This window comes from Allocatelliglobosispora scoriae (assembly GCF_014204945.1).
Classification (GTDB): Bacteria; Actinomycetota; Actinomycetes; order Mycobacteriales; family Micromonosporaceae; genus Allocatelliglobosispora; species Allocatelliglobosispora scoriae.
Window position 1 is genome coordinate 344842 of record NZ_JACHMN010000002.1, and the last position, 23665, is coordinate 368506.

Sequence of the window (23665 nt, forward strand, 5' to 3'; positions counted from 1 at the left end):
TGGCAAAACGGATACGCTCGACAGGTGATCAACGGGGCGCACATCATCCTCTACAGCCAGGACGCGGAGGCGGATCGGGCCTTCCTGCGCGACGTTCTCGGAGCCCCCTACGTCGAGGCCGGGCAGGGGTGGTTGATCTTCCAGCTCCCGCCGGCCGAGCTCGCGGTCCACCCGACCGAGCGCCCGGCGATGCACGAGCTCTACCTGATGTGCGACGACGTGGTCACCACGGTCGCCGAGCTGACCGCCCGGGGCGCCCGGTTCAGCCGCCCGATCAGCGACCAGGGCTGGGGGCTCGTCACGTTCCTCACCCTGCCCGGCGGCAGCGAACTCGGCCTCTACCAGCCCCGCCACCCCCGCGCCCACGGCAAAACCCGCTGAAGCCCCACCCCGGGTCACGCTCGCCGCTGGGTCACGTTTTGCAGCAGAGCGTGGCCATCTCGCTGCGCGAGGCCACGATCTGCTGTAAAACGTGACCCGCGCGGTCCACCGGTCCTTAGGGCCGACTCTTGAAGAGTCGGTCCTAAGAGTTCAGCTGCCAGATGCTGAAATTGAGCGCCGACGCGAAGGTCACCCAAGCCCAGTAGGGCAGCAGCAGGTAGGCCGCGGGTCGGGAGACCCGCCAGAAGAGCGCCACCGTCGCACCGATCGCGAGCCACATCACCACGATCTCGGCGAACGCGAGCCCGTAGTGGTTGCCGCCGAAGAAGAGCGGCGTCCAGATCGCGTTGAGCACCAGCTGCACGCCGTAGACGACGATCGCCGTCCCGAAGCCGACCTTGCGCCAGACGAGCCAGCCGGAGACCGCGATCATGATGTAGAGGACCGTCCACACCGGACCGAAGAGCCACGACGGCGGCGCCCAGGACGGCTGGGCGAGCTGCCCGTACTCGGCGGAGGCGTCGGCTGCCGCGATGCCCCCGATGACCGCGGTGGCGAGGACGGCGAGTCCGAATCCGGCCAGCGCCGGCCAGTGCTGAGAACGGTTCGTCATATGGTCATCTTTCCCGGCGCGGCCTCCGTCAAACCTCACTTCGGTGCAGGTGGGAGTCAATGTTCCGTCAGTTGTTCTTGATGTTCCCGTGACAAGTTGACCATTAAACTTCGGGAATTCCCCTGCCTGGAGTGATCCTTTAGGCATCCCCCGGTGCCTCTGGAGGCCCTCCCGTGCGACCGCTTCGCCATGCCCTTGTGCTGACCGTCACCGCCGGACTCGCACTGTCGATGCTCTCCGCCTGCGGCGATGACGCGACGCCTGCGGCCAGCAGCCCCAATTCCACCGCCACCGCCACGACCGGTGGCGACGCGCCCGCCGCCGGTGAGGCGTTCGACCCGTGCAAGAAGATCACCGCCGCTGAGATCGGCGCCATCGTCGGCTTCACCGTGGTGATGAAGGAGGTCCCCGGTGGCGGCTGCTCCTACGACCCCGCCGACGACCCGCGCGCGACGACGATCAGCATCGACGAGGGCGAGACGAATGCGGGCGGCGGCATCGAGAGCGCCAAGCAGGGCAGCACCGGCACGATCGCGGGCGAGCCGGTCGCGCTGAGCGGCGTCGGCGACGCGGCCTACATCGTGGTCGGCAAGGGCAAGGCGCTGGGCAAGAACTCCTTCCAGGCCCAGGCCGGCCTGGAGATCAAGGGCCAGCTCATCATGGTCACCGTGATCCAGCTCGGCAACGCCACGAAGGACCAGGTCACGAAGTTCGTCACCGAGGCGACGAAGCTCGTCGCATCCAAGGTCTGACCTGCCGCGCCCGCCCTGGTCCGCGGCTGCGGAGCAGGGCGGGACGCAGGTCAGGTGACCGGCATGTCGCGGCGGCGCAGACCCGCCAGGCCCGCTCCGATCAGCCCGGCGGCGATCACGCTGAGCACCACCAGCGGCAGCGCGGCGATCGTGCCGCCCGGGATGTGCGGCACGTGGGTGAAGGGCGAGAGGTCCAGCAGGGCCTGGCCGAGCTGCAGCGCCGCCCCGAGCTGCCCCAGCAGGAGGCAGATCCCGAGGCCCACCCAGGCGACGGCGGGCGCGAGCCGGGGCAGGAAGCCGAGGGCCGCCACGGCGAGCCCGGCGAGCAGCCAGACCGCGGGGAGCTGCACGAGCGCACCCGCCAGGCTGCGCGGCAGCTCGTGTCCGATGTCGCCGGTCGTCGCGCCGTAGGTCAGCCCGGCCGCGAGCCCCATCGCCGCCATCGCGACGACCGGCCCGAGCAGCGCGAAGACGAGGTGGCTCCCGGCCCAGCCCAGCCGGCTCACCCGGGTGGCGAGCAGCGGCTCGCTGCGCAGGGCGGCCTCCTCGGTGCGCAGCCGCAGCGCCGCCGAGATCGCGTAGGCCGCGATGATCGTCCCGGCGATCCCCATGCACCCGGCGAGGAACACGTCGCTGAGCGCCGACGTGCCGCCCATCCGCTGCATCACCTCGGTGAGCTGCGCGTTGTCCCCCAGCAGGTCGCCCGCGCTCTCGGCGATGCCGCCGACGAGCAGTCCGAACGCGACGAAGCCGGTGGTCCAGGCATAGAGCGCGCCGCGCTGCAACCGCCAGGCAAGAGCCACGGGGGTACGCAGACCCGCACCTGCCTGCGCGGGCCCCAGCCGTGGTGCCAGCACCCCCGCACCGATGTCTCGACGGGCCGACAGGCCGAAGGCGACCGCCACCAGCACCGCGACGAACGCCGCGAGCAGCCCGAAGACCCACCACCGGTTGGCCCCGTACGCCTGCACTTCATAGATCCAGCCCAGCGGCGACGTCCAGGTGAGCCAGGACAGCCCGCCGCCCTGCTCGGCGGAGATGTCACCGGCGGCCCGCAGCACGAAGGCGACCGCGAGCGCCACGACACCGATCCCCCGAGCCGGTCCCGCACCCTCGCTGAGCTGCGCGGTGATCGCGCCGACCCCGGCGAAGACGATGCCGGACGCGGCCCAGGCGAGCCCCATCGCGAGCGAGCCGCTCACCGGGGTGTCCTGGCTCATCATCCCGAGCGCCACCAGCAGACCGACGACGAGGCTCGCTCCCGAGACGGCGACCAGTGCCGCGGCGAGGCCGGCGTGCCGTCCGACGACGGTCGAGCCGACGAGCTCGCGGCGCCCGGCCTCCTCCTCCACCCGGGTGTGCCGGATGACCATGAGCAGCCCGATCAGCGCCATGATGATGATGCCGGTCCCGGCCCGCCAGTAGATCAGCGCGCCCAGGCTGGGACCGGGCGTGCGGCCGTAGAACATCGCGAGCAGCGAGCTCTGGCGGAGGTCGTCGATGTAGCCCTGGCGTTCGGCGTCGGTGTGGTAGAGCTTCGCCGTGCCCGAGGCGAGCCCCAGCGGCAGCAGCGACATGAGCAGCACCCAGATCGGCATCAGGACCCGGTCCCGGCGCAGGATGAGGCGGACCAGCGAGCCGGTCCCGGCGAGCGTGGTCATCGGGCCGCCGCCGTCTCGTAGTGCCGCAGGAAGAGCTCCTCCAGCGTGGGCGGCTGGCTCGTGAGACTGCGTACCCCGATGGAGGTGAGCTGCCGCAGCACCGCGTCGATGTCGGCGGTGTCGACCTGCAGCCGCACCCGGGTGCCGTCGACGACCAGGTCGTGCACCCCGGCGAGGCCGTCGAGCCCGGTCGGCGCGGCGGCGAGTTCGGCGGTGATCGACGTACGCGTGAGGTGGCGCAGATCGGCGAGCGTGCCGGTCTCGACGGTCCGGCCCTGCCGGATGATGCTGACCCGGTCGCAGAGCGCCTCGACCTCGGCGAGGATGTGGCTGGAGAGCAGCACCGTGCGCCCCTGGGCCGCCTCCTCGCCGATGACCTGCCGGAAGACCTCCTCCATGAGCGGGTCGAGACCGGAGGTGGGCTCGTCGAGCAGGAGCAGGTCCACATCGGAGGCGAGCGCGGCGATGAGCCCGACCTTCTGGCGGTTGCCCTTGGAGTAGGCCCGGCCCTTCTTGCGCGGGTCGAGGTCGAATCGTTCGAGCAGGTCCTTGCGGCGCTGGGGGTTGAGCCCGCCGCGCAGCCGGCCGAGCAGGTCGATCACCTCGCCGCCGGAGAGGTTGGGCCAGAGGGTGACGTCGCCGGGGACGTAGGCGAGGCGTCGGTGCAGCGTGACGCTGTCGCGCCAGGGGTCGCCGCCGAGCAGGGCGACCGTGCCGGCATCGGCGCGCAGCATGCCCAGCAGGACCCGGATCGTGGTGGTCTTGCCGGCTCCGTTGGGGCCGAGGAAGCCGTGCACCTCGCCCTGTGCGACGGTCAGGTCCAGTCCGTCGAGGGCCCTGGTCTGGCCGAAGCTCTTGACCAGGCCTGACACTGAAATGGCATTTTCCATGCTTCAGACGCTACACTTGTTTCACAACTTTGTGAAAATAGATCTTGACGGGAGTCAGATGGCCCAGGCACCACGGCGCGACGAGGCCGCGATGCGCCAGTTCGTCGAGGAGATGTCCCGCACGCTCGCCGACTGGGGCATGCCCCGGATGGCGGCCCGGCTCCTCTTCGCCCTGATGGGGGCGGACGAGCGCTCCCTCACCGCCGGCGAGCTCGCCGAGCGGCTGGAGGTGAGCCCGGCGGCGATCTCCGGTGCGGTGCGTTACCTCATCCAGATCAACATGGTGGCCCGCGAGCCGGTGCCGGGGTCCCGCCGCGACCGCTACCGCATGGTCGACGACTCGTGGTACGAGGTGACCATCGCCAAGATGACCCTGCTCAAGACCCTCTCCGACGCCGCCGACCAGGGCGTGATCGCCGCCGGCGGGCCGGAGACGGTGGCCGGGACCCGCCTCGCCGGGATGCGCGACTTCTACCTCTTCGTGCAGGAGTCGATGCCCGCGCTGCTCGACGAGTGGGCCCGGCGCAAGCGGTAGGCGCGGCACATCAGATCGGTTGACATCGATTCATTAATGCATGAACATCGATGCGACAGCCTGTCCCTACCTCCCCCACCGAGGTGATCATGTCCCGCCTGCTCAGCACGGTTGCCCGCCTCGCCCTGCCCGCGTTCTGCGCGATCTCCGTCTCGCTGATCGCCGCCGCCCCGGCCGCCGCCGCCACCCCCGTCGGCCCCAATCAGTATTTCGCCGGCAACGTCAACGGCTCCTACGCCAGCTCCCCGATCCGGGTCGCCTGCCCCAGCACCTCCCCGACGGCGACCGGGCACCCGCTGCCCAACCAGTACGTCTACGCGAGCCTCGCGCCCACCACGCCGACCCTGGACATCGGCTACACCGGTGCCGCCGCGACCTCGCTCGTGGTCACGCTGCGGTTCAGCAACTCGACCAGCGGCAACGTCTACACCGTCGGCTCGTTGGCCGCCTATGACACGCGGCTCGCCATCCCGACGGCGCTGACCCTGCCCTGCTCGGGCTCCGGCCTCGCCTACTTCACGCCCCGGGCCGCGAGCTCCACCTCCCGCGCGGACACCGTCGCCGTCACCATCGAGGCACACCCGTAACGGTCCCCGTGGAGCCTCGCCCACCGCCCGCGGCGGGGCTCCACGGCCAGACCGATCGGCGCGCCCGCCCCGACTGACCTGGCCGGGCCGCCCACCCGTTCATGGGGCTCCCGCCCGTTCATGGGGCTCCCGCCCGTCGATCATGATCGTAAGATCACCGCCGTGAACCTGATCTCCCAGCGTGGCCTCGTTGTGCTGCACAACGTTGACGGGGGTCAGTGCTGGTCGGCGTTCATGATGGCGGCGTACCGGCCGATCATCATGTCCTTGCCCTTCAGCTCCGAGACGAACTCGGCGGTGAGGACGCCCTCGCGGCCCGGGAACTGGCCCGCGCCCCCGGTCGGGCCGAGCGGAAGGATGATCGAGGCCGGACCGGCCGCGTAGGTCTTGCGCTCGGCGTCGCCCGCGAGCTGCGCCTTGATGTTGGCGACGACGACCTCGGCCTGCCGCCCGGCCGCGGAGGCCTTGTCGGCGTCGGCGGCCGAGATGTCACCGATCGCATAGATGCGCTCGTGCCCCGGCAGGTGCAGCTCAGCGGTGACGGCGAGGTAGCCGTCGGCGTTGCGCGCCCCCACCAGGTCACCGCGCAGGTAGCCGGTGGCCGGAACGCCGCCGAAGCACGGCAGCCAGAGATCCGCCTCGATCTCGGTCCCCGCGTCGGTCTCGACCGTGAACGCGGCGAGCGTCCCGGGGGCCGGGCTGGGCAGCTTGGTGAGCGGGCTGCCGAGCAGCAGCCGCACGCCCAGCGCGTCGAGCTGGCGGCGCAACTCCACCCGCAGCTCGGGGTCGAACGGGCCGGGCAGGATCTCCTCGGCCAGGTCGAGCAGCGTGACCTGCTTGTCCGGCCAGAACGACGCGATCTCCCCCGCCAGCTCCAACCCGACCGCACCGGCCCCGACCAGCAGTACCCGCTCCGCCCGATCAAGATCGCCATAGACGGCCCGGTAGCGCTCGATCGCCGCCTCCCGGCCGTCCCGGTCGGCCTTGCCCGGGAAGGGGTACGCCGACCCGGTGGCCAGGATGACGAAGTCCGGTGTCAGGACCTGCCCGGACGCGAGGACGACCCGCTCGGAGTCGACCTCGACGGCGCGGTCCCGCAGCACCGTGCCGTGCGCGAGCAGCCGGTCATAGGGCAGGAACGTCCTCGGCAGCACCGCCGGGTCGACGAGGGCCCGCAGCGCCGCGACACTGTGCTGGAACGCGTCGCTCGGGTCGATCAGCACCACCTCCGCGTGCTCGTCGAGAGCCTTGGCCGCGTTGATGCCGCCGTAACCGCCGCCGATGATCGCGACCGTGGGCCGCTGGCTTGACGTCTGCATATCCGGACTTCCTCCGCTGTCGATCCCTGCCCTGGACATTGCACGATAGCAGATCGTTGGTGACTATCAACGATTGACGTGCCTAGACGATCTATGATCTGATACCTTCATGGCATGACAGCGAGCGCCGACCGGCTGGGAGTCCTGCTGGCCAGGCATGGCCGGATCATGAGCCTGCGACTGCGCCAGGCGCTGGAGTCCTGCGGATTCGGGCTGCGCCACGGCAACCTGCTGATGCACCTCGCCCAGGCCGGGGCCACCAGCCAGCAGGCGCTGATCGAGACGCTCGCACTCGACGCCAGCGCGGTGGTGGCGACCCTCAACGACCTGGAGCGTGACGGGCTCGTCGAGCGCCGCCGCGACCCCGCCGACCGGCGACGGCACATCGTGGAGATCACCGCCGACGGAGTGAAGCGCGCTCGCGCCGCGGCGGAGGCGATCGACGAGGTCGAGCGGGAGGCGTTCGGTGACCTCGACGACACCGAGACCGCCCAGCTCCACGCCCTGCTGATCCGAGTGCGGACCCGCTTCGACGAGTCGGCCTGCGCCGCCGACTAGGCGGCCCGCCACTCGTAAATCCGGCGACATCGACGGCCGTCCCCCGCCAGGATGGCCGTATGGAAGAGGTTGAAGTCGTCGTCGCCCACCGCCAGCGCGCGACGCTGCGCGTCGGCGACGTGTTCCTGAAGGTCGACGGCGATCCGGCACACGCCGACATCGAGGTGCGGGCGATGGCCATCGTGCCGGTACCCACCCCGGCGATCCTCTGGCGCGAGCCGCCCGTGCTCGCGATCGCCGCCGTGCCGGGCAAGGCGCTCGGCCTGCTCGGCGAGCCGTCGACCGCGTCGTCGGCGGCGTGGGCTGCGGCGGGTGCCGCGATCCGGCGGCTGCACGACGCGCCGTTGCCGCCGTGGCCGGGGCGCCGGCTCGAAGACGTGGCGGCGGAGCTCGACCGCGAGTGCGCGTGGCTGCTCGCCAACGCCGTGCTGCCCGCCGAGGTGATCCGGCACAACCGCGAGATCGCCGAGGCGGCGCTCCGGCCGTGGACACCGGCGTTCATCCACGGCGACCTGCAGATCACCCACGTGTTCGTCGACGGCGACGAGGTCACCGGCGTCATCGACTGGTCCGAGGCGGCCCCCGGCGACGCCATGTTCGACCTCGCCACCTTGACGCTCGGGCACGAGGAACGCCTGGACGACCTGCTCGCCGGCTACGGCGCCGACACGGACCGGGACGTGATCCGCGCCTGGTGGTCGCTGCGCAGCCTGGTGGCGTCGCACTGGCTGATCGAGCACGGCTTCGATCCGGACGCGCCGGGATGCGAATTCGACGTGCTCAGAGCCCGGATGCAGGAGCTGTAGAGCGACCGTCAATGGGTGGCTGGCAAGGCGCACGGCGCCGCCGTGTGCGCTCTTTGCACCCAAGGCGACGAGCAACGCCGCCAGGCGCCCATTGACGGGCGCTCTCAGGCGAACGCGGCGACCGCTCGGCGACTGGGGCTCAGCGTGACCACCTTGAACGGGCACGGCCGGTCGGTCAGCGTCACGTAAGCTGTCTGCGCGCGTTCCGCCGCGTTCTGTGCCTGCTCGGCGGCGGTGGAACCCTTGCCCTTGTTGCGCAGCAGCGCTCCGTAGAAGGCCGAGCAGAACACCGTGCTCTCGTGCCAGCCGATCATGGACGAGGTGCCGATGTAGGTGACGTCGTCCTGGAGGCAGTCGCGAACGGCCTTCTGCCAGGCCCCGGTGCCGGTCCGGCAGCCGTCGGCCAGGATCGCGGCGGCCGAGATTCCACGCCCTTGATCAGCGGCGCGCGCACCGAGCTGGTCCAGAGAGATGCTGGTACGCCCGTCGGTGCTGCTGAAGGTAGGCGCGATCTCATGATCGCCGTGTGCCATCACGTGCAGGACGTCGCAGGAGGCGGTGAAGGCCGTGAGCACGGTATCGGGATCCCGCGACCGCACGAAGTCGATGTCGACGGCCGAGGCGCCATAGTGCACGTTGATGCTCTGAATCGTCGCCTGGACGAAGGCCATCGCAGCGTCGAAGCTCGAATCGAGGCCGATGTCCAGCAGGCTGACGCGCCGACTCCGCACGGTCCCCCCTCGGCGAATCCGATCTGTATCCCCACCCTACGGCCGTTGCCGGAATTTGGACATCCAGCTGTTTGCATGATCGATGATGGCTGACCGCAAGCGTTTCACCACCGTTCGGCACTTGCGCATCACTGACGGTAGGCAGGGTAGACATCCTGCGCGGCGGGCAGGATGCGGCCACCGGCGGCGTAATTCATCGCTTAACAACTCGAACCCCGGCATAGCGCTGATATCGTCCCGGACCGGGCAGCCGCGTCCACCGCCACCTGGATCGTGTCGAGCAGCTTCGGCAGGCAGCCGGGACCAGCACGACCGCCGTAAAAGGGCAGGCGGAAATTCGCCGCGTCCAGGACGGGGTGCCGGGAGCACGCGTCCTTCACCGCAGGACCATACGACGCTCCTGACGGTACGGTGGGGCGCATGACGAGCACCCCCACCGCCCGCCGGTTCACCCGTTTCTCCGCCGCCGCCATGCTCAGCGTGGCCTTCCTCGCCGGCTGCGGCGAGGGCAGCGACACCAGCTGCGACCTCGACGCCTGCACCGTGACCTTCGATCGCGGCGTGGAGGCGAAGGCATCCGTCCTCGGCATCGAGGCGAAGCTGATCAGCGCACAGAACGACACGGTCACGCTGGAGGTCGCGGGCGAGCAGATCACCCTCACCGTCGGCCAGGCGGGCACCGAGGTCGCGGGCCTGATGGTCACGCTGGAGAGCGTCAGCGAGGAGAAGGTCGGCATCCGCATCGCCCGCTGACCTGACAGATGCCCAGCTGGAGTGCTCTGGACTCAAGCCCGCTCAGCGAAGCAGGACAACGGTTCGGACTCCGCAGCCGCCTCGGGGTGACCCAGTCGATGGCGAGGGTCGGGTCTGCCCTGGACAACCGCCGACCGGGCCACAACGAGGGCGGGCAGGCACCCGGCCTGGCGGCCGACGAGCGTCAGGGGTGCCACGCCAGGTTGCTGGAGACCGCGACGAGCGCCGCCACGGCGATCGCGGCGAGAGCTCCGAGCAGGGCGACCATGCCGATGCTGTTCCAGCGGTACTTCTGGTGCGCGACCTGGGAGATCGACCAGATCTGCGAGGCGATGGCGGTGGCGAGCGCCGACGGGTCGGCCACCAGGGTGGTGAAAGCCTCGGTGTACCGGTCCGGCCGGCCTCGGAAGCCCTGGGCGATGTGGGCGTAGTACAGGAGGTTGACCGACTTCTGCATGGACCGCAGCCGCGGGCGCAACGCCATGCTGGCGCTGAACGCCGCGATGAGCACCAGGGCAACGCAGACGGCGAGGGCGATGATGAAGGCCGGACCGGGCGATCTCTGCAGCGTGGCCAGTGTGTAGAGGGCGCCGCCGAGAACTCCCGAGGCACCGAGGATGATGCCCGCCTTGGTCTCGGCGTGCTTCACCCACTCCGAAACGAGCTTGAGCGCCTCCCAGGCGTCCATGGTGTTGGGAAGGCTCGAACGCACCGCCGCATCCCGGAACGGTTGCCCCGGAATGGACGGCTCGGCGTAGAGATCCGGATCGGCGGTCATGCGGTCACCCACAGCCAGGCCATCGCGTCGAACTCCTTCGCTGTCACACGGATCTGACGGAATTGCGCCGGTACGAGACCGGGGTGGCCCTCGCCGACGACCCACTTGTAAAGCTCGGCGGAGACCAAAACGGCGAGATCGATTTCTGGATGATCGGTCAGGGCCTGGCGCAGGGCGGGGCTGTCGAGCATCCTGCTCTGCTCGATGATCGTCCTTCCGCCGAACCCCAACTCGGTGGTGCTGACGGGTCCGATGGAGACCGCGACCCGCAGCCGCAGCCGGTCGCCTGGCTGCCGGTTGTCCAGGGTCAGCCGCGTCTTCCAGGAGTTGAGCAGGAGCGGTAGCACGCGCTTCGGCTCCAGGTGCGGAGGCAGGAACACGTTCATCCCGTCGCCGGTGTTCTGGTGATCGGTGTGGTGCAGGCCCAGTCCGAGATCGGCGAGGACGAGCCCGACCAGAGCGGCGATGCGGTCCTGAGCGGTCTCCATCTGCGGGACGAGGCGCTTGCTGTAGCCCTCGGCGTCGACACTGAACCCGATCCTGATGGCGGATTCGCTGCGAGGTTCGATGTCGTGGCGGCGCAGGAGCCGGCCGGCCTGGCTGCTCAGATCCCGCAGCGTGTCGACGCTCCCGCGACGTTCGAGCCTGGACCACAGGAGGAAGACCACGGGGAAGAGCGCTTCGTAGACCAGGTGCACGGCGGTCGCCAGCCAGAACGAGCCGGTCGCCCGATCGTAGGGGTAATGGGTTACCAGCCCGGTGATGATGCCCACGCTCCCGATCAGGGCGAACACAACGCAGGCGGCGATCAGCCATGGTGAACGCCGGTCGACCTCGGCCCAGACCGAGCGTGCCCGGGTCATCCGCTCCAGCCGGAGGCTCGCCTTCTCGACCCGGGCGAGCGTCCGGATCATCTCCCGCTGCGTGCGCACATCGGATTCATGAGGCGAGAGGGCCAGCCAGGTGCCGAACAGCTGAGAAAGGTAGTGGTGGCGGCGCCACCCCTTCGGCCGGCGCGCCTTGAGACGTTCGTAGGCGGCAGCGAAAACGACGCCGACCGAGCTGATGATGGTGACGAGGCCGAGGAACTCGTCGGTCTCATAGATCCGCAGCCCGGCGAGGACGCCGGTCAGCGAGATCACCGCCAACGGCAGCGCCGACGCCGTCCAGTAATCCTTGTCCGAAGCACGCTTGAGCTGCCGGTCGACGCGATGCAGTCGGTCGTTGAGGAGGGTCACGATGCCGAGCGCCACCAGCCCGGCCACCTCGAAGGCGAACACGTACGCGACGAGCAGGGCGTAGAGCTCTCGGAGGATGTCGGTCGCCTCCGCGGGGAAGGCGACCGCGATGGCGACGACCGGGACGACGGTGCAGGTGGCGAGGACGGCGAGCTGGATCCTGCTGCGCAGAACGCTTCTGGCGAACAGGGCCAGGGGCGTTGCGCCGCTGCTCATCCGCTCGACCTCCCCGTCGAATCACGTCATCGATCACCATCATCGTTATTGATCGAGATTGATCGCTGCCGCGGTTCAGGATACGTCGTGCTGTCCGCCCCGTGGGCGCGGTGGCCCGGTCAGGAGAGCTCGACCGCGACGAGTACGGGTGCTCCCACGCCCACCGTCTCAGCCAGGACGGGTCCCTCGTCGCGGGCGAGCAGCGCATCCCACTGCGAGAGCGCCTGTCCGCGTACCCGGATGATGCCCTGGATCACGACGATCGCGAGCAGGCCCGCGGCTGGGAGCTCGACGGAGGCCGCGGGTTTCCGGACCGAGACCGACGCGGACCCGGCGGTGATCGCGTTGAGTGCGGTGACCGGCCCGTCGACCAGCCCGCACGAGACATCGGCGTCGCCGGAGAAGGCGAACGGCGCCAGCGGACCGACTGTGGTCGCCGCACCGTCCACGACCAGCGATATCCCGGCTCCACGCACGACCGTCAGCACCCGCCGCCGGTTCGGGAACGCGGAGAACGGCCCGGCCCGCTCGATCTCGGCGAGGCTCAACCTCCATCGACCAGGTTCAGCGGCGATCTCGCGGGTGAGCCCGCCGCCGTTGCGCCACGGTTGGGCGGCGCGTCCGGCGGCGGGCAGGCGGGTCAGCGTCACCGCTCCGTCTTACCCCAGCTCGTCGATCGGCTGCGGCCGGACCCGGAAGCGACGCAGGACCAGCAGTAACAGCCCGCAGAGGACCACCGCGCCGATGCCGGTCCCGATCGCGGGCCTGAGCCATCCTGGGGTTCCCGTCGCGGGCAGCGGGCCGGGACCCGGCGGCGTGTAGTCGTTGGTGATCGCGACGGCGGAGTTGTCACCGGCGGCGAGCGCGGCGAGGTCGCGCAGCGACTCCTGGATGTTGTTGCGCGCCTTGTTCGCCAGGATCGCGGCGTAGCTGTCGCAGGCCCGCACCACGAAGGTGATCGAGAATCCCGAGTCGTCGGCTGATCCCGCCGGTGCCGCCTGCGCCGCCGACTGCGGCAGCGTACCGCCGGCCAGCAGGCCCACCGCGAGCCCGACCAGCACGATCACCCATTTTGCCCGATTAGCGGCTTTTGCAACACAATGGGTATTATGCACTTCTCATGACTATCACCACGACCGGGCCGGGCGGGTGTCGCGACGGAAGCCCGCTCGCCGCCCGATGACCGCGCCGCGCCTGCCGGAGCTGATCCGCTTCGGCCAGCGGATCGCGGTGCGGATGAAGGAACTGGAGCTGATCGACCGCTCCTTCACGATCGCCGCCTCCGCCTTCGTCGCCCTGCTCCCCGCGATCCTCCTGATCAGCGGCGCCTTCGAGCCGACCGGGCAGACCTCCGTCGTCGCCACCGAGATCATCAACCGGATGGGGCTCGACGGGATCGCCGCCGACGCCGTGCGGGTCCTGCTCCCCCGGGGCCAGAGCCGGTTCTACCTGATCGGCCTGTTCATCACGGTCTACGGCGCTTTCTCGCTGTCCCGCCGGGCGACCCGGCTCTACGCCGCGATCTGGCAGGTCCCGGTGCTGCGCCTGCCGCAGCAGTGGCGCGGCCTGGTCTGGGTGGCGATGCAGCTCATCGAGGTCACCGCCGTCGCCGTCCTGCGCGACCAGGCCCGCGACGCCCGGCCGCTGCCGAAGCTGCTCCTGTTCGCCGGGGCGATCGCCGTCTGGTTCGGCGTCGAACTGCTCGCACAGCGGCTGATCACGCTCGGCCGGATTCCGTGGAACCGCCTCACCGTCGCGGCCGGGCTGGTCGCGCTGGGCCGGCTGCTCGTGGCGATCTGGACGGTCGTCTACCTCGCCCGATCGCTGACCCAGCAGGCCGAGCAGTACGGCCCCGTCGGCGTCGTCTTCTCCATCTTCACCAGCCTCTTCGTCCTGATCGGGGCGGTGATGCTGGCGACGCTGCTCGCCGCGGTCCTGACCGAGCGGGCGCCGGCCACCGAGCCGGCACCCGCTGCGGCGGGCTGACGGTCCCGCCCCGGTGACACATCCGGGGCGGGACTCGGGTCAGCTACGGGAAGTTGACGAGGTTGGCGACGTTGGTGCCCGAGTTGGACGGGCCGCCGGTGTTGTTGATGACATGGCTGATCGTGCCGGTGCCGCCGAGCGAGACCGTCACCATGCTGTGGAACTTCACCCCGGCCGTGACCGGCACCTCGAAGGAGTGCGCCAGCACCACCGACGGGTTGGAGCTGAAGTAGCAGTAGCTGCCCAGACCCCACGCCTCGTGCGTGGTGACGTTGGCACCCACTTTGTACGCCGCCCAGCCCTGCGTGCTGCCGTTCATGAAGGCGGCCTGGTTCGGCGGGTCGTAGGGGATCTCGTTCTGGTAGAAGTAGGTCCGCCCGCCGTTGCCGTTCCAGATCGTCTGGTACTGCTGGTAGTGCTCGACGAACAGGCCGTACATGGTGACGTTGTTGCCGTTGACGATGAGGCCGTTCGCGGCGGTGTTCGTGGTCCAGCCGACACCGCTGCCGTGGTCGGCGCGCCAGATCCACATGTGGTCGCCGATCACGTTGTTGCTGTTGACGACGAGGCTCTGGCTCGCCTTGCCGACACCGGCACCGCCGACGCGGATGAAGATGTCGTGCAGCGAGGTCGGGTTGGCCGAGTGGTCGGCGGTGGAGCCGGCCGGGCCGACCTGCATCAGGATCGGCGAGTTGACGGGACCCGCGTCGATGAGCAGTCCGCCGACCTTGACACCGTCGACGTCCGCGACGGTGAGCGCGGTGATCCCGTTGTCGGGGATCAGCGTCGCGAGACCGAGCCCGAGCACCACGGTGTTGGCGCGGGTGACCCGGATCGTGTCGTTGAGGTGGTAGACACCCGGCGTGAAGAGCAGGTCCTTGCCCTGGCCGAGCGCGGCGTTGATGGTGGCCGCGGTCGCACCGGGCTTGACGATGTAGAACTGGCTGATCGGCAGCGACTGGCCTGCTGCAGCGCCGCCCGCCCAGGTGGTGCCGGAGGAGTTGGTGCGGATCGCCGGGACGAAGACCTGGTAGTTGCCCGATCCGTCGATGTAGAGGAAGGGCTTCTCCCGCACGGTCGGCGTCTGCGCGACCGTGGTGTAGGGCGGGTTCGGGAAGCTGCTGCTCGGGGCGTTCTGCGCGCCGACGAAGACCATGTTCCAGTTGGAACCGGTCCAGCTGCCCCACTGGGTGTTGCGGGAGAGCCACTGCTGCTGCGAACCGGACCGGACCTGGCCGTCGATCTTCGAGTCGGCGAGCAGGCCGCCCGAGGACCAGCCGCCGTCGTCGAGCTGCAGGTTGCCGCGGACGTGCATCCGGCGGTAGGGCGCGGCCTGGGAGACGGCCCACTTGTCGGTGCCCGAGGGCGGGGTGACCGAGAGGTTCTCGGCGCCGCGCCAGAAGTTCTGCGTCGCGTTGCCCTGGAACCAGTCCGCCTCGACGTGCACGCCGCCGTTGATGGTGACGTTGTCGGGGTTGAGGCCGAGGCCCAGCACCTGGGTGTAGAAGCCGACGTTCACGTCGACGTTGTAGGTGCCCGGCTTGAAGAGCAGCGCGTAGCGGTTGGTGCCGAACTGGTTGGACTCCTGCGCGCTGAAGACCTGGTTGAGTCGGCTCTGGATGGTCGAGGCCGACATCGACGGGTCGAAGATGATCGCGTTGGGACCGAGGTCCACGGTGCCGCCGGGCGGCGGTGACGTGCTCACGGTCGGGGACGGGGACGGCTGGACGCCGACGGGGTTGAGGTTGAACGACTGCGCTGCGGTGCCGTTGCACGCCCACTGCTGGAGCTGCACGCTGTCGGCCGTCGACGCGCTGGGCACGTCGAGACACTTACCGCTGAGACGGCTGACGAAATGGTAGGTCCCTCCCGACTCCTCGACCGGCAACCATTGCTGATTGTTGCCGCCACCATAGGTCCACAGGTGGATGACGCCGCCGTCGGCCGTCGAGACGTTGGCGACGTCCCAGACCTGCGCGGCGTTGAGACGGGTGCCGACCTGGAAGTAGCCGCCGCTCGTGGCCTGGAAACGCCACTCCTGGGCAGGGCTGGCGTTGCAGGCGTACTGCTGGACTGCGGTGCCGTTGGCGCTCGCGGCCGCGCGGGCGTCGACGCACTTGCCGCTGTTCAAGTTGGTCACCGTGTACCAGGTGCCCGAGGTCACCGCGGCGGTGGCGTCGGACGTGGAGATCAGAGTCAGGGAAGCCGTGGCCGCGAGCGTCATTGCTACGACGGCCAGTGCCGGCACGATCCTTCGCCGGAAACCGCTGGTTTTCATCGACGAAACATAATGCTTCTTTACAGTTGGCGTCAATATAAGGCTCGAAGTAAGTCATGAACTCTGGCACACCTCGGCAAGGTATCCCTGGTCGCGCGCGGTGTCCCATTCGCCGTCGACGATCAGGCAGACCGGCATCATCCGTTTGGCCCACTAGGGCCTGATGGGTATGGAATTAGTCCGAAAAGTAGGTGTAGCGTCGCCTCGTCGTACCAAGAAGTAGCGGGCCCATCGCCCCGCTCGATCGATCCCCCGGACGGTAGGGAGTACCCACACCGTGTACCTGGCAAAAGATCACGCACTGCGCCTGCTCGATGAGGCCGCCACCGACCGCAACGATGCGGACCGGATGTGGCGGACCGCCATCCGCGACGCCATCGGCAGCAACGCCCCGCTGGACCGCATCGCCCAGCACGCGCGCACGACGATCGACACGATCCGTGCCATCAGCAGCGGAGAGCCACTGCCGGACCTCTTCTTCGCCCGCACCGTCGCGGACTGACCCACCCTTCCCCGCCGCACTCCGGCGCGCTTGATCGCGTTGCTTCCGGCAAGCAGTCCCCAAATCGCCACAGAGGGGACCATCTCCGAGAACCAACGCGATCAAGCGCGTGGATGCCGACGGCCCGGCCAACGGCCGGGACCCGATCAGGCGGATCGACCGTGTGCATTCCGGTCGTGGACGATCCCAGACACAGGTCGGCCGGTCGGCGTAGAGCGACGGGATGAAGATCGACACCGCTTCACCTGACCGTGGTACGAACGCTCCCGCGCAAGCTCGACGTCGACAGGGTCGTTATTCCGCAGGGCGGAATGGAGCATTGCGAAGCCGGCGCCCTATTGGTCACTGTGGCTATGCCAGGCCAGGCGTCTGAACCGGGGCAAGGCCTTCACCCGTCCGACGTTGCACACCCGGCACAGCCGGTGACGACATCGTCGCGGACCCCGAGGGCACGGACACCGAAGCACACCGTCGGCGTCCCGGATAGCTCCAGGCCTGGGATCAAGGGCGACGTCGGCACCCGACATCGACGTCCTTCGCCGAGCCCGGCACACACGCAGCCGACGCGACGGCACCGACAATTCGGCGGCAGGAATGGGAGCACAATGATTTTGGCGCACGAAGTAGCAGGCGACAGCAGCGATCAGCTGCCTGGAGTCGCTTTGGTCGCGCACGACCGGCGCAAGGAGGAACTCATGGGGTGGGCGGCGACCCACCTCGAATTCCTCCTGTCCCGGCCGGTCTACGCCACAGCGACCACCGGGACGCTGCTGCGGGCGCGGCTCGGGCTGCCCATCCGTCTGCTGCACAGCGGCCCCCAGGGCGGAGATCAACAGATCGGCGCCTACATCGCGCGCGGTGCCATCAACGGTCTGTTCTTCTTCTGGGATCCGCTCACGACCCACGCGCACGGCGACGACGTCCGCGCGCTGCTGCGGCTGGCCACTCTGCGGGACATCTACGTGGCCTGCGGCCCGACCACCGCGACGGCGATCGCCAGCCAGCTGTCATCGCGCGAGACATCGCCGGTGCCGGCGTAGGGTTCCAGCAAGGGGGGCGAACGAATATGGGCATCTTCTGCGATATCCGCCCAACGATCACGGAGGGCTTACTACCCTCGCATGTATGGCACATGATCGTGACTCTCCGGCCCCTTCCGATCAGTCCGGGTACGAAACGGAGCTGTTCCGGACCGTGATGTTCGGGTACGAACGCACCCAGGTCGACGATTACGTCGACGCCCTGCGCAACGAGGTCCACGTCCTCAACGACGGGCTGCAACGGCTGCTGCCGTTGGAGGGGAGCCTCGCCGCGGAGCGGGCCGAGGCGCAGCGCCTGCGCAGCGAGCTCGTCGAGCGGTCCATGGGCGCTTCGGTGAGCGCCCGGATCCAGCAGATGCTACGGCTCGCCGAGGACGAGGCCGCAGCGCTGCGGCGGGTCGCCGAGGACCAGCTGGCGCAGGCAGCGGCCGACGCGGACGAGATCCGCCGGGCCGCCCGGATGGACGCCGAGCTCGCCGCCGCCTCGCACCGGCGCGAGCACCAGGCCGAGGCTGCGACGCTGGTCGCGAAGGCGAAAGCCGAGGCGGAGCAGATCCTCGCCGAGGCCCGCGCCCGGTCGCCCCAGGTGGAGCCGCGCAAGGCCAACGGCCCCATCAACGGGGGTACGCCCACAACGGCGCCCGCCGGCACGTCCAGCAACCGGAAACGGGCCGCCGACCGCCCCTTGAAGTCACGGAACACGAACACGTCGCCGCATGCCCACGAGGGAATGCCGACGGCGCCGACCGGAACCCGACCGGCGCCGTAGGCGGATGCCCTGATTACTGGGCGGGGAAGATGAACCAGTAGAACTGGGCCTTGGCGGTCCGCCCGGCCGCATCGGTGACGGTCACGGTGACGTTGGCGTTCTGCCAGGTCGACGGCGTGCCGCTGATGACTCCGGTGGACTGGTTGATGCTCAGCCCGCTGGGCAGCCCGGTCGCGCTGAAGCGGTAGGGCGTGGTGCCGCCGCTCGCCTGCATGGCGAGGGTGACGGGGCGGCCGACGTAGCCGGTCTGGACGCCGGGGTTGCCGAGCGTCAGATTGCCCGGCGTCGGCGGGGTACCGCCGGTGACGGTGAGGGTGAAGGTGGTCCGAGCGCTGGTCGAGCCCTTGGTGCCGGTCACCGTGATCGGATAGGTGCCTGCCGGGGTACTGGCGGCGGTGGTCACGGTGAGGGTGGACGAGCCGCCGACGGAGATGCTGCCGGGGCTGAAGGTGGCCGCGGCTCCGGTGGGGAGACCGGAAGCCGCGAGTGTGATCTCCCCGGCCGGCGGCGGGGTGGTGCCGGGCAGGTGCGCGGCGATCTCGGTGGCGTAGGTGGAGACGCGGGTGTAGACGGCGTACCAGTCGCAGCCCGTCGACATCCAGGAGAAGACGCCCACCACGGTGTTGCCGACGAGGTAGGGGCCGCCGGAGTCGCCGACGCAGGCGGCGGAGTGCCCGTCGGCATAGCCGGTGCAGATCATCGCCGGGGTCTTGTACTGCCCGGGGAAGCGGCCCTGGCAGCCGGAGTCGGCTGCGACCGGGACATCCGCCTTGCGCAGCACGTCGCTGTAGGTGTTGGCGCCGGTCTTGCCCCAGCCGATGGCGGTGCCCATCGTGCCGGGGGTGTTGTTGGCGGCCGAGGTGTTCAGGGTCGGGTAGGTCATCCCGGCGGGCACCGGCACGTCCCGATCCAGGGTGATGACGGCGACGTCGTACCCCTCCGACCAGTGGGTGTAGCTGGGGTGCACCCAGGTGGACGCGATCTCGGCGGTGAAGCCGGGGTCGTTGAGGTTGGTCGCGCCGTAGACGAACCACTTCCGCCCGCCGTTCTCCAGCAGGCAGTGCGCGGCGGTCAGGACCGTACGCGGCCCCATCAGCGTCGACGAGCAGGACTGCTGACCGGGGAAGCTGCTGCCCTCCCGCCGCTGCGAGATCATGAACGGGTTCTCCTCGACCGTGGTGGGCTGCCCGCCGACGACGGCAGGCCCCGAACCGGAACCCGCACCACCGGTGGCGGCAGCGGTGATCCGGGTGGTCGCCGACTCACCCGCCCGCACGGTGGCCGATGCCGGGCTCGCCGCGACGGTGAAATCGCCGGTCGGCGGCGGCGTGTCGGCGACGGGGATGTAGAGCAGCTTGTTCGGCGTACCCGAGGGCAGGTTGACCAGGGCTCCGGTGGTGGCGTTGTCCATCACCCAGGTGTGGATCTGCGCCGGGGTGGCGGTCGGCGCGGTCGTCAGGAAGCGGGCGATGGCCCCGGCGACGTGCGGCGCGGCCATCGAGGTGCCCGACAGCGTGGTGGTCGCGGTGTCGGAGGTGTGGTAAGCCGAGAGGATGCTGCTGCCCGGGGCGTGCAGGTCCATGCAGGTGCCGTAGTTGGAGTCGCCGGCCTTGGTGTCGCTGGAGGTGACGTTGCCGACCTGCAGGGCCTCGGGCACCTGCCCGCCGGGGCCGTAGTTGCAGGCGTTGCCGCCGTTGTTGCCGGTGATCAGCGACCACTGCACGCCGGAGGCGATCGAGGACTTGATCGCGCTCGCCGCGATGTCCTTGTCGTCGGTGTAGATCGACATGTTCACCACGGCGGGCTTCTGCGCGTTCGCGGTGATCCACTCGGCCGCCTTGGTGACGTCGATGTCCTGGCCCATGCCGTTGCAGCCCAGGATGCGTACCGACCACAGGGTCGCCTTCTTCGCGACGCCGTAGCTCTTGCCGCCGACGATCCCTGCGACATGGCTGCCGTGCCCGTGGCAGTCGGTGCCGCCGGTGCCGGGCGAGACATAGTCGACGCCGAGCTTCGCCCGGCCCTCGAACTCGCCGTGGGTGAACCGGATCCCGGTGTCCACGATGTAGACGTTGACGCCCTGCCCGGCGGCGGTGTCGTCGTAGCGGTACTCCCGGTTCAGCGGCAGGGCCCGCTGGTCGATGCGGTCCAGGCCCCAGTTCGGCGGGTTCGGCTGGGTCACCGTGCCGGCGATCCCGGCGGTGCCGGACTGGGTCACCGAGGCGACCTCCGGTCGGGCGGCGATACGGCGGGCGGCGAGTTCGGAGAGGCCTTCCACGGCGTACCCGGACATGGTTCTGGTGTAGACGGAGTGCAGGCGGCCGCCGTATCGGGCGACCGCCGACTCGGCGGTGGCGCGGGTGTCCACGGCCGCGAGCGCGCCGGGTTTGAGGGTGACCAGGTATGCGCCGGCCACGGGCTGGCGTGCGTTGTGCCGCACGGCTGCCTCGGGCTCGGCCCAGGCGACGGCCGGTGTCAGCGCCACGAGCAGCGCCGAGAGCCCGGCCGCCGCGAGCAGGCGGGGGATTCGCATGGGGTGCCTTCCTTCGGTCCTAAGAGGTGAAGGCACCCTAGAGTCGACATGCATCAATGGTTAAGGGTTTATCGGCGCGTAAGTTACCGACATCTGATCGGCCCGGAACGCGCAGGTCGCAGCCGTGCCGCCGCTGTTACGCGTCACACCGCGCTATGACTCCCAGGAGACACCGACGATGCCCGGCCGGACGTTCTCCAGCACGGTCAGCGCGGTGCGGCTGTCGCCCAGCCACAGCTCGGCGATCTCCCGGCTGTCGTCGTCGAGGTGGCGGCGGCGGAAGCGGAACACCCTCGGCGGCACCTGGCCGGCGAAGGTGACCTGGCAGGTCCACAGCCGACACGGCCGGGTGAAGGTGCGGTAGTAGAAGTCGGTGGCGTCGTCGTTGACGGCGAAGCGCAGCTCGTACTCCAGCACCGTCAGCTCCCCCGCCGCGAGCCGCCGGTTCAGGATCAGCTCGGCCACGCTGACCCGGCCGTCGGTGCGCACCCGGCCGAGGCGGCAGTGCGACAGGCCGGTCCACTGCGGTGCCGGACCGTCGCCGTGGTTGGCCTGGTAGAACACGACGAGACGGCCGACCCCGTCGCGCAGCGCCCGCGTCACCATCCGGACCCGCAGCAGCCTCGTCGCCGCGTCCTGCACCACGAAGACGTCGTCGACGGCGAGGAACTCGAACTGCCCGTCCGGTGGCGCGTCGACCTCGGCGAGGACACCGGGCCGCGTCGGCCACAACCGGCGCCGCGACCCCGAGCCCGGCGGCCGGTGCGGCCACTGCGGCTCGCCGTCGCGAGGCCGCAGCAGAGCAGAGAAGGATCCGGCCGGTACGCCGAGCAGCTCCTCCAGGACCGGGAGCGCGGCCAGCGAGCCGACCCGTTCCGGACGCGAGCGCCCCGATCGCCAATAGGACAGGGTGGCCCGCGACAGCAGCACGCCGCGTTCGGCCAGCCGGGCCGTGATCCGCTCGAGCGTCAGCCCGCTCGCCTCGATCGCGACGTCGAGCGCCACCGCGAACGGACCCGTCCGCAGTGCCTGCGCCACATCGGGCTCGACCATGGCCACCAGGATCGCCTCTCCTGCGGCTCATGTCCATCGGAGACTACGCGCGAGATCGTCGCAACTCTTGAAGAGTTGGTCCTAAGAGGTTCGTTTAGGACCAACTCTTCAAGAGTTGCGACGATCTCGGGGACCGGCCGGCCCTGATCCATGCGACAGGGCCGGCCGGAGCTTCTGCCTTACGGCAGGCGGTACTGCGCGTTCAGCACGGCACCGGCTTGCGGGTGTTCCTGGTCGTAGCCACGCGTGTCGCACTGCAGACCGCCAACGATGCAGTGGGTGACCATCGCCGCCAGGGTCGGCGGCTCCCACACGTTGAAGAAGTCGTAGTGGAACGAGTACCCGCGGCCGCTGGAGAGCCGGACCTGCGACATGTCGCCGCTGACCGGGAACGCCATCTTGAACTCGACCATCGGGACGGCCACCGGGTGGCTCGGAATGCACCGGCCGTTGACCGGGTAGGCCATGTGGCTCTTGTGGTCCGGCGTGTCCAGGTACTTTCCGTCCCAGCAGCTAGGCGACTGGTAACGGACGTTGAGCTGGCTGCCGGCCGGGCAGTTCGCCGGGAAGTCGGCGTTGTGGAAGCTCTCTCCACACTCCCAGCCCTCCACCGACGCGGCCAGGAACTGGGCCGCGGTGGCGCTGGGGCTGCCGACGACGAACCGGAGACCGGTCGGCCACGGACGGACGCTGGTGTAGTCGATCACGCCGGTCTTGTAGTAGATGACCTGCGGTCCGATCGGCATCACCGTCTGGGTGCCGTTGTACATGGTCGGCATCCAGTAGCCCGACCGGTCCGCGGGCGCCAGGCAGGAGGTGCCGCCGGCGTTGAGGGATGCGGTCGTGCTCGTCGCGGTGGTGGTGGTGTTGCCCAGGAAGGTGTGCATGTGCGACGCGCCGGCGAGACCCGGGTAGACGATCGGGTCGTCCGGCAGGTTGCGGGTGATCGAGCAGCCGGCCTGGAACTCGTGGAAGTAGCGGGCCGGCGGGTTGGCCTGAGACGGGACAACCCCGGTGACCTGCGGGTTGGCCAGGACGTATCCCGGGCCGCCCGTCGTGGTCGGCGTGCCGTAGACCTTGAACTCGAACAGCGAGTAGCCGTAGCCGTTCGCCCGCTGCGTGCCGTAGAGGCGCACGTAGCGGCCGGTGCCCGTGGCGTTGACCGTCTGGTTGCCGCCGGGGCCCGTCGTCGTCGTGTAGATCGTGGTCCAGTTGGTGGCGTCCGTGCTGACCTGGAGCTGGAAGGACTTTGCGTACGCTGCCTCCCACTGCAGCACGAACTGGTTGACCGTGGCGCTGGCGCCGAGGTCGACCTGGAGCCACTGCGGGTCGCTGGCCTGGCTCGACCAGCGGGTCCCGTTGTTGCCGTCCACCGCCAGCGCCGCGCCGAGCCCCGCACCCTCGATGGAGGAGGCGGTGGCGGGCTGCCCCTGCGAGAGCAGGGTGTCCGCCGCACTGGCCGGACCGGCCGGCTGGACGACGAGCAGCGACGAGACGAGGGCGACGGTCGCAGCGGCGAACGCACCGCGACGTAACCGGGACGGCGCACCCGGCCGTAACCGGGTGAGTAAGGAGCTGTGTGTCATCAGATCTCCTGGGTGGGTGAGGGAGGGGCGCGACCCCGCGCGCCGATCGGGCACGCCACGCGGGGTCAGGGGCGAAGTCGACAACCGGCGCGACCTGGGC

General features: G+C 69.8%; 24 protein-coding genes. 11 read left to right on the forward strand and 13 right to left on the reverse strand.

All coding sequences use genetic code 11. The features are described 5' to 3' along the window. Positions 1-24: 24 nt before the first annotated feature. Positions 25-381, forward strand: a complete 357-nt coding sequence (locus tag F4553_RS07525; protein WP_184833875.1) for a VOC family protein — start codon at positions 25-27, stop codon at positions 379-381. A 142-nt stretch (positions 382-523) separates the two neighbouring features. Here the strand turns inward: F4553_RS07525 and F4553_RS07530 are convergent, their stop codons facing one another. Continuing rightward, positions 524-994 (reverse strand): TspO/MBR family protein, encoded by a 471-nt coding sequence (locus F4553_RS07530; protein ID WP_184833877.1) that lies wholly within the window; start codon positions 992-994, stop codon positions 524-526. Between the two features lie 173 nt (positions 995-1167). Here F4553_RS07530 and F4553_RS07535 point away from each other — a divergent pair, with 173 nt between their 5' ends. Then, positions 1168-1746 (forward strand): DUF3558 family protein, encoded by a 579-nt coding sequence (locus tag F4553_RS07535; RefSeq protein ID WP_184833879.1) that lies wholly within the window; start codon positions 1168-1170, stop codon positions 1744-1746. Between the two features lie 50 nt (positions 1747-1796). On the opposite strand, the gene F4553_RS07540 is transcribed toward F4553_RS07535, so the two are convergent. Continuing rightward, complete coding sequence (locus F4553_RS07540; RefSeq protein ID WP_184833881.1) at positions 1797-3407, reverse strand: ABC transporter permease; 1611 nt, start codon at positions 3405-3407, stop codon at positions 1797-1799. Continuing rightward, positions 3404-4297 (reverse strand): ABC transporter ATP-binding protein, encoded by an 894-nt coding sequence (locus F4553_RS07545; protein ID WP_184833883.1) that lies wholly within the window; start codon positions 4295-4297, stop codon positions 3404-3406. The genes F4553_RS07540 and F4553_RS07545 overlap by 4 nt, the downstream gene beginning before the upstream one ends. Positions 4298-4355: 58 nt before the next feature. On the opposite strand from F4553_RS07545, the gene F4553_RS07550 reads away from it, so the two are divergent. Both F4553_RS07550 and F4553_RS07555 read left to right on the forward strand, forming a co-directional pair. Beyond that, positions 4356-4832 (forward strand): GbsR/MarR family transcriptional regulator, encoded by a 477-nt coding sequence (locus tag F4553_RS07550; protein WP_184833885.1) that lies wholly within the window; start codon positions 4356-4358, stop codon positions 4830-4832. A gap of 50 nt (positions 4833-4882) precedes the next feature. Next, a complete protein-coding gene (locus F4553_RS07555; protein WP_184833887.1) occupies positions 4883-5419 on the forward strand; it encodes a hypothetical protein in 537 nt (178 codons plus the stop codon). A 215-nt stretch (positions 5420-5634) separates the two neighbouring features. On the opposite strand, the gene F4553_RS07560 is transcribed toward F4553_RS07555, so the two are convergent. Next, complete coding sequence (locus tag F4553_RS07560) at positions 5635-6738, reverse strand: NAD(P)/FAD-dependent oxidoreductase (protein WP_184833889.1); 1104 nt, start codon at positions 6736-6738, stop codon at positions 5635-5637. Positions 6739-6852: 114 nt separating this feature from the next. Between F4553_RS07560 and F4553_RS07565 the strand changes: the two genes are divergently transcribed. Together F4553_RS07565 and F4553_RS07570 are read left to right on the forward strand one after the other, a co-directional pair. After that, the gene (locus F4553_RS07565) at positions 6853-7296 is read left to right on the forward strand and encodes a MarR family winged helix-turn-helix transcriptional regulator (RefSeq protein ID WP_184833891.1); all 444 of its coding nucleotides are present in this window, start codon (positions 6853-6855) and stop codon (positions 7294-7296) included. A 59-nt stretch (positions 7297-7355) separates the two neighbouring features. Next, on the forward strand, positions 7356-8102 hold the full coding sequence (locus tag F4553_RS07570; RefSeq protein ID WP_184833893.1) for a phosphotransferase family protein: 747 nt from the start codon (positions 7356-7358) through the stop codon (positions 8100-8102). Positions 8103-8206: 104 nt separating this feature from the next. On the opposite strand, the gene F4553_RS07575 is transcribed toward F4553_RS07570, so the two are convergent. Then, positions 8207-8833, reverse strand: coding sequence for a hypothetical protein (locus F4553_RS07575; protein WP_184833895.1), 627 nt, complete (start codon positions 8831-8833; stop codon positions 8207-8209). Between the two features lie 420 nt (positions 8834-9253). Between F4553_RS07575 and F4553_RS07580 the strand changes: the two genes are divergently transcribed. Then, positions 9254-9586, forward strand: coding sequence for a hypothetical protein (locus F4553_RS07580; RefSeq protein WP_184833897.1), 333 nt, complete (start codon positions 9254-9256; stop codon positions 9584-9586). 184 nt (positions 9587-9770) lie between these two features. Here F4553_RS07580 and F4553_RS07585 read toward each other — a convergent pair whose 3' ends face one another. The 4 genes from F4553_RS07585 to F4553_RS07600 form a co-directional block, all read right to left on the reverse strand. Beyond that, positions 9771-10364: a Pycsar system effector family protein gene (locus F4553_RS07585; RefSeq protein ID WP_184833899.1), complete on the reverse strand. Its 594-nt coding sequence runs from the start codon at positions 10362-10364 to the stop codon at positions 9771-9773. Next, positions 10361-11818: a hypothetical protein gene (locus F4553_RS07590; RefSeq protein ID WP_184833901.1), complete on the reverse strand. Its 1458-nt coding sequence runs from the start codon at positions 11816-11818 to the stop codon at positions 10361-10363. Before F4553_RS07590 ends, F4553_RS07585 begins: the two co-directional genes overlap by 4 nt. A 119-nt stretch (positions 11819-11937) precedes the next feature. After that, positions 11938-12468, reverse strand: a complete 531-nt coding sequence (locus F4553_RS07595) for a HutD/Ves family protein (protein WP_184833903.1) — start codon at positions 12466-12468, stop codon at positions 11938-11940. Positions 12469-12477: 9 nt separating this feature from the next. Next, complete coding sequence (locus tag F4553_RS07600) at positions 12478-12885, reverse strand: hypothetical protein (protein ID WP_184833905.1); 408 nt, start codon at positions 12883-12885, stop codon at positions 12478-12480. A gap of 112 nt (positions 12886-12997) precedes the next feature. On the opposite strand from F4553_RS07600, the gene F4553_RS07605 reads away from it, so the two are divergent. Further along, positions 12998-13804 (forward strand): hypothetical protein, encoded by an 807-nt coding sequence (locus tag F4553_RS07605; RefSeq protein WP_184833907.1) that lies wholly within the window; start codon positions 12998-13000, stop codon positions 13802-13804. A 43-nt stretch (positions 13805-13847) separates the two neighbouring features. Here the strand turns inward: F4553_RS07605 and F4553_RS07610 are convergent, their stop codons facing one another. Next, the gene (locus F4553_RS07610; RefSeq protein WP_246466218.1) at positions 13848-16082 is read right to left on the reverse strand and encodes an RICIN domain-containing protein; all 2235 of its coding nucleotides are present in this window, start codon (positions 16080-16082) and stop codon (positions 13848-13850) included. Positions 16083-16359: 277 nt separating this feature from the next. Here F4553_RS07610 and F4553_RS07615 point away from each other — a divergent pair, with 277 nt between their 5' ends. The 3 genes from F4553_RS07615 to F4553_RS07625 all read left to right on the forward strand — a co-directional run bounded on the left by F4553_RS07615 (position 16360) and on the right by F4553_RS07625 (position 18393). Then, positions 16360-16584 (forward strand): hypothetical protein, encoded by a 225-nt coding sequence (locus tag F4553_RS07615; RefSeq protein WP_184833909.1) that lies wholly within the window; start codon positions 16360-16362, stop codon positions 16582-16584. 605 nt (positions 16585-17189) lie between these two features. After that, complete coding sequence (locus tag F4553_RS07620) at positions 17190-17624, forward strand: methylglyoxal synthase (protein WP_281394996.1); 435 nt, start codon at positions 17190-17192, stop codon at positions 17622-17624. 85 nt (positions 17625-17709) lie between these two features. Then, positions 17710-18393, forward strand: a complete 684-nt coding sequence (locus F4553_RS07625) for a DivIVA domain-containing protein (RefSeq protein WP_184833913.1) — start codon at positions 17710-17712, stop codon at positions 18391-18393. A 13-nt stretch (positions 18394-18406) separates the two neighbouring features. On the opposite strand, the gene F4553_RS07630 is transcribed toward F4553_RS07625, so the two are convergent. The 3 genes from F4553_RS07630 to F4553_RS07640 all read right to left on the reverse strand — a co-directional run bounded on the left by F4553_RS07630 (position 18407) and on the right by F4553_RS07640 (position 23565). Continuing rightward, a complete protein-coding gene (locus tag F4553_RS07630; protein WP_184833915.1) occupies positions 18407-20926 on the reverse strand; it encodes a trypsin-like serine protease in 2520 nt (839 codons plus the stop codon). 153 nt (positions 20927-21079) lie between these two features. Continuing rightward, positions 21080-21979 (reverse strand): XRE family transcriptional regulator, encoded by a 900-nt coding sequence (locus F4553_RS07635; protein ID WP_184833917.1) that lies wholly within the window; start codon positions 21977-21979, stop codon positions 21080-21082. Between the two features lie 179 nt (positions 21980-22158). Beyond that, positions 22159-23565, reverse strand: coding sequence for a DUF1996 domain-containing protein (locus tag F4553_RS07640; RefSeq protein ID WP_184833919.1), 1407 nt, complete (start codon positions 23563-23565; stop codon positions 22159-22161). Positions 23566-23665: the final 100 nt, after the last annotated feature.

Coding starts and splice junctions, on each gene's coding strand:
- F4553_RS07530 (WP_184833877.1), bottom strand. CDS start 994: ATGACGAACCGTTCTCAGCACTGGCCGGCGCTGGCCGGATTCGGACTC.
- F4553_RS07540 (WP_184833881.1), bottom strand. CDS start 3,407: ATGACCACGCTCGCCGGGACCGGCTCGCTGGTCCGCCTCATCCTGCGC.
- F4553_RS07545 (WP_184833883.1), bottom strand. CDS start 4,297: ATGGAAAATGCCATTTCAGTGTCAGGCCTGGTCAAGAGCTTCGGCCAG.
- F4553_RS07550 (WP_184833885.1), top strand. CDS start 4,356: ATGGCCCAGGCACCACGGCGCGACGAGGCCGCGATGCGCCAGTTCGTC.
- F4553_RS07555 (WP_184833887.1), top strand. CDS start 4,883: ATGCGACAGCCTGTCCCTACCTCCCCCACCGAGGTGATCATGTCCCGC.
- F4553_RS07560 (WP_184833889.1), bottom strand. CDS start 6,738: ATGCAGACGTCAAGCCAGCGGCCCACGGTCGCGATCATCGGCGGCGGT.
- F4553_RS07565 (WP_184833891.1), top strand. CDS start 6,853: ATGACAGCGAGCGCCGACCGGCTGGGAGTCCTGCTGGCCAGGCATGGC.
- F4553_RS07570 (WP_184833893.1), top strand. CDS start 7,356: ATGGAAGAGGTTGAAGTCGTCGTCGCCCACCGCCAGCGCGCGACGCTG.
- F4553_RS07580 (WP_184833897.1), top strand. CDS start 9,254: ATGACGAGCACCCCCACCGCCCGCCGGTTCACCCGTTTCTCCGCCGCC.
- F4553_RS07585 (WP_184833899.1), bottom strand. CDS start 10,364: ATGACCGCCGATCCGGATCTCTACGCCGAGCCGTCCATTCCGGGGCAA.
- F4553_RS07590 (WP_184833901.1), bottom strand. CDS start 11,818: ATGAGCAGCGGCGCAACGCCCCTGGCCCTGTTCGCCAGAAGCGTTCTG.
- F4553_RS07605 (WP_184833907.1), top strand. CDS start 12,998: ATGACCGCGCCGCGCCTGCCGGAGCTGATCCGCTTCGGCCAGCGGATC.
- F4553_RS07610 (WP_246466218.1), bottom strand. CDS start 16,082: ATGAAAACCAGCGGTTTCCGGCGAAGGATCGTGCCGGCACTGGCCGTC.
- F4553_RS07620 (WP_281394996.1), top strand. CDS start 17,190: ATGATTTTGGCGCACGAAGTAGCAGGCGACAGCAGCGATCAGCTGCCT.
- F4553_RS07625 (WP_184833913.1), top strand. CDS start 17,710: ATGGCACATGATCGTGACTCTCCGGCCCCTTCCGATCAGTCCGGGTAC.
- F4553_RS07630 (WP_184833915.1), bottom strand. CDS start 20,926: ATGCGAATCCCCCGCCTGCTCGCGGCGGCCGGGCTCTCGGCGCTGCTC.
- F4553_RS07635 (WP_184833917.1), bottom strand. CDS start 21,979: ATGGTCGAGCCCGATGTGGCGCAGGCACTGCGGACGGGTCCGTTCGCG.
- F4553_RS07640 (WP_184833919.1), bottom strand. CDS start 23,565: ATGACACACAGCTCCTTACTCACCCGGTTACGGCCGGGTGCGCCGTCC.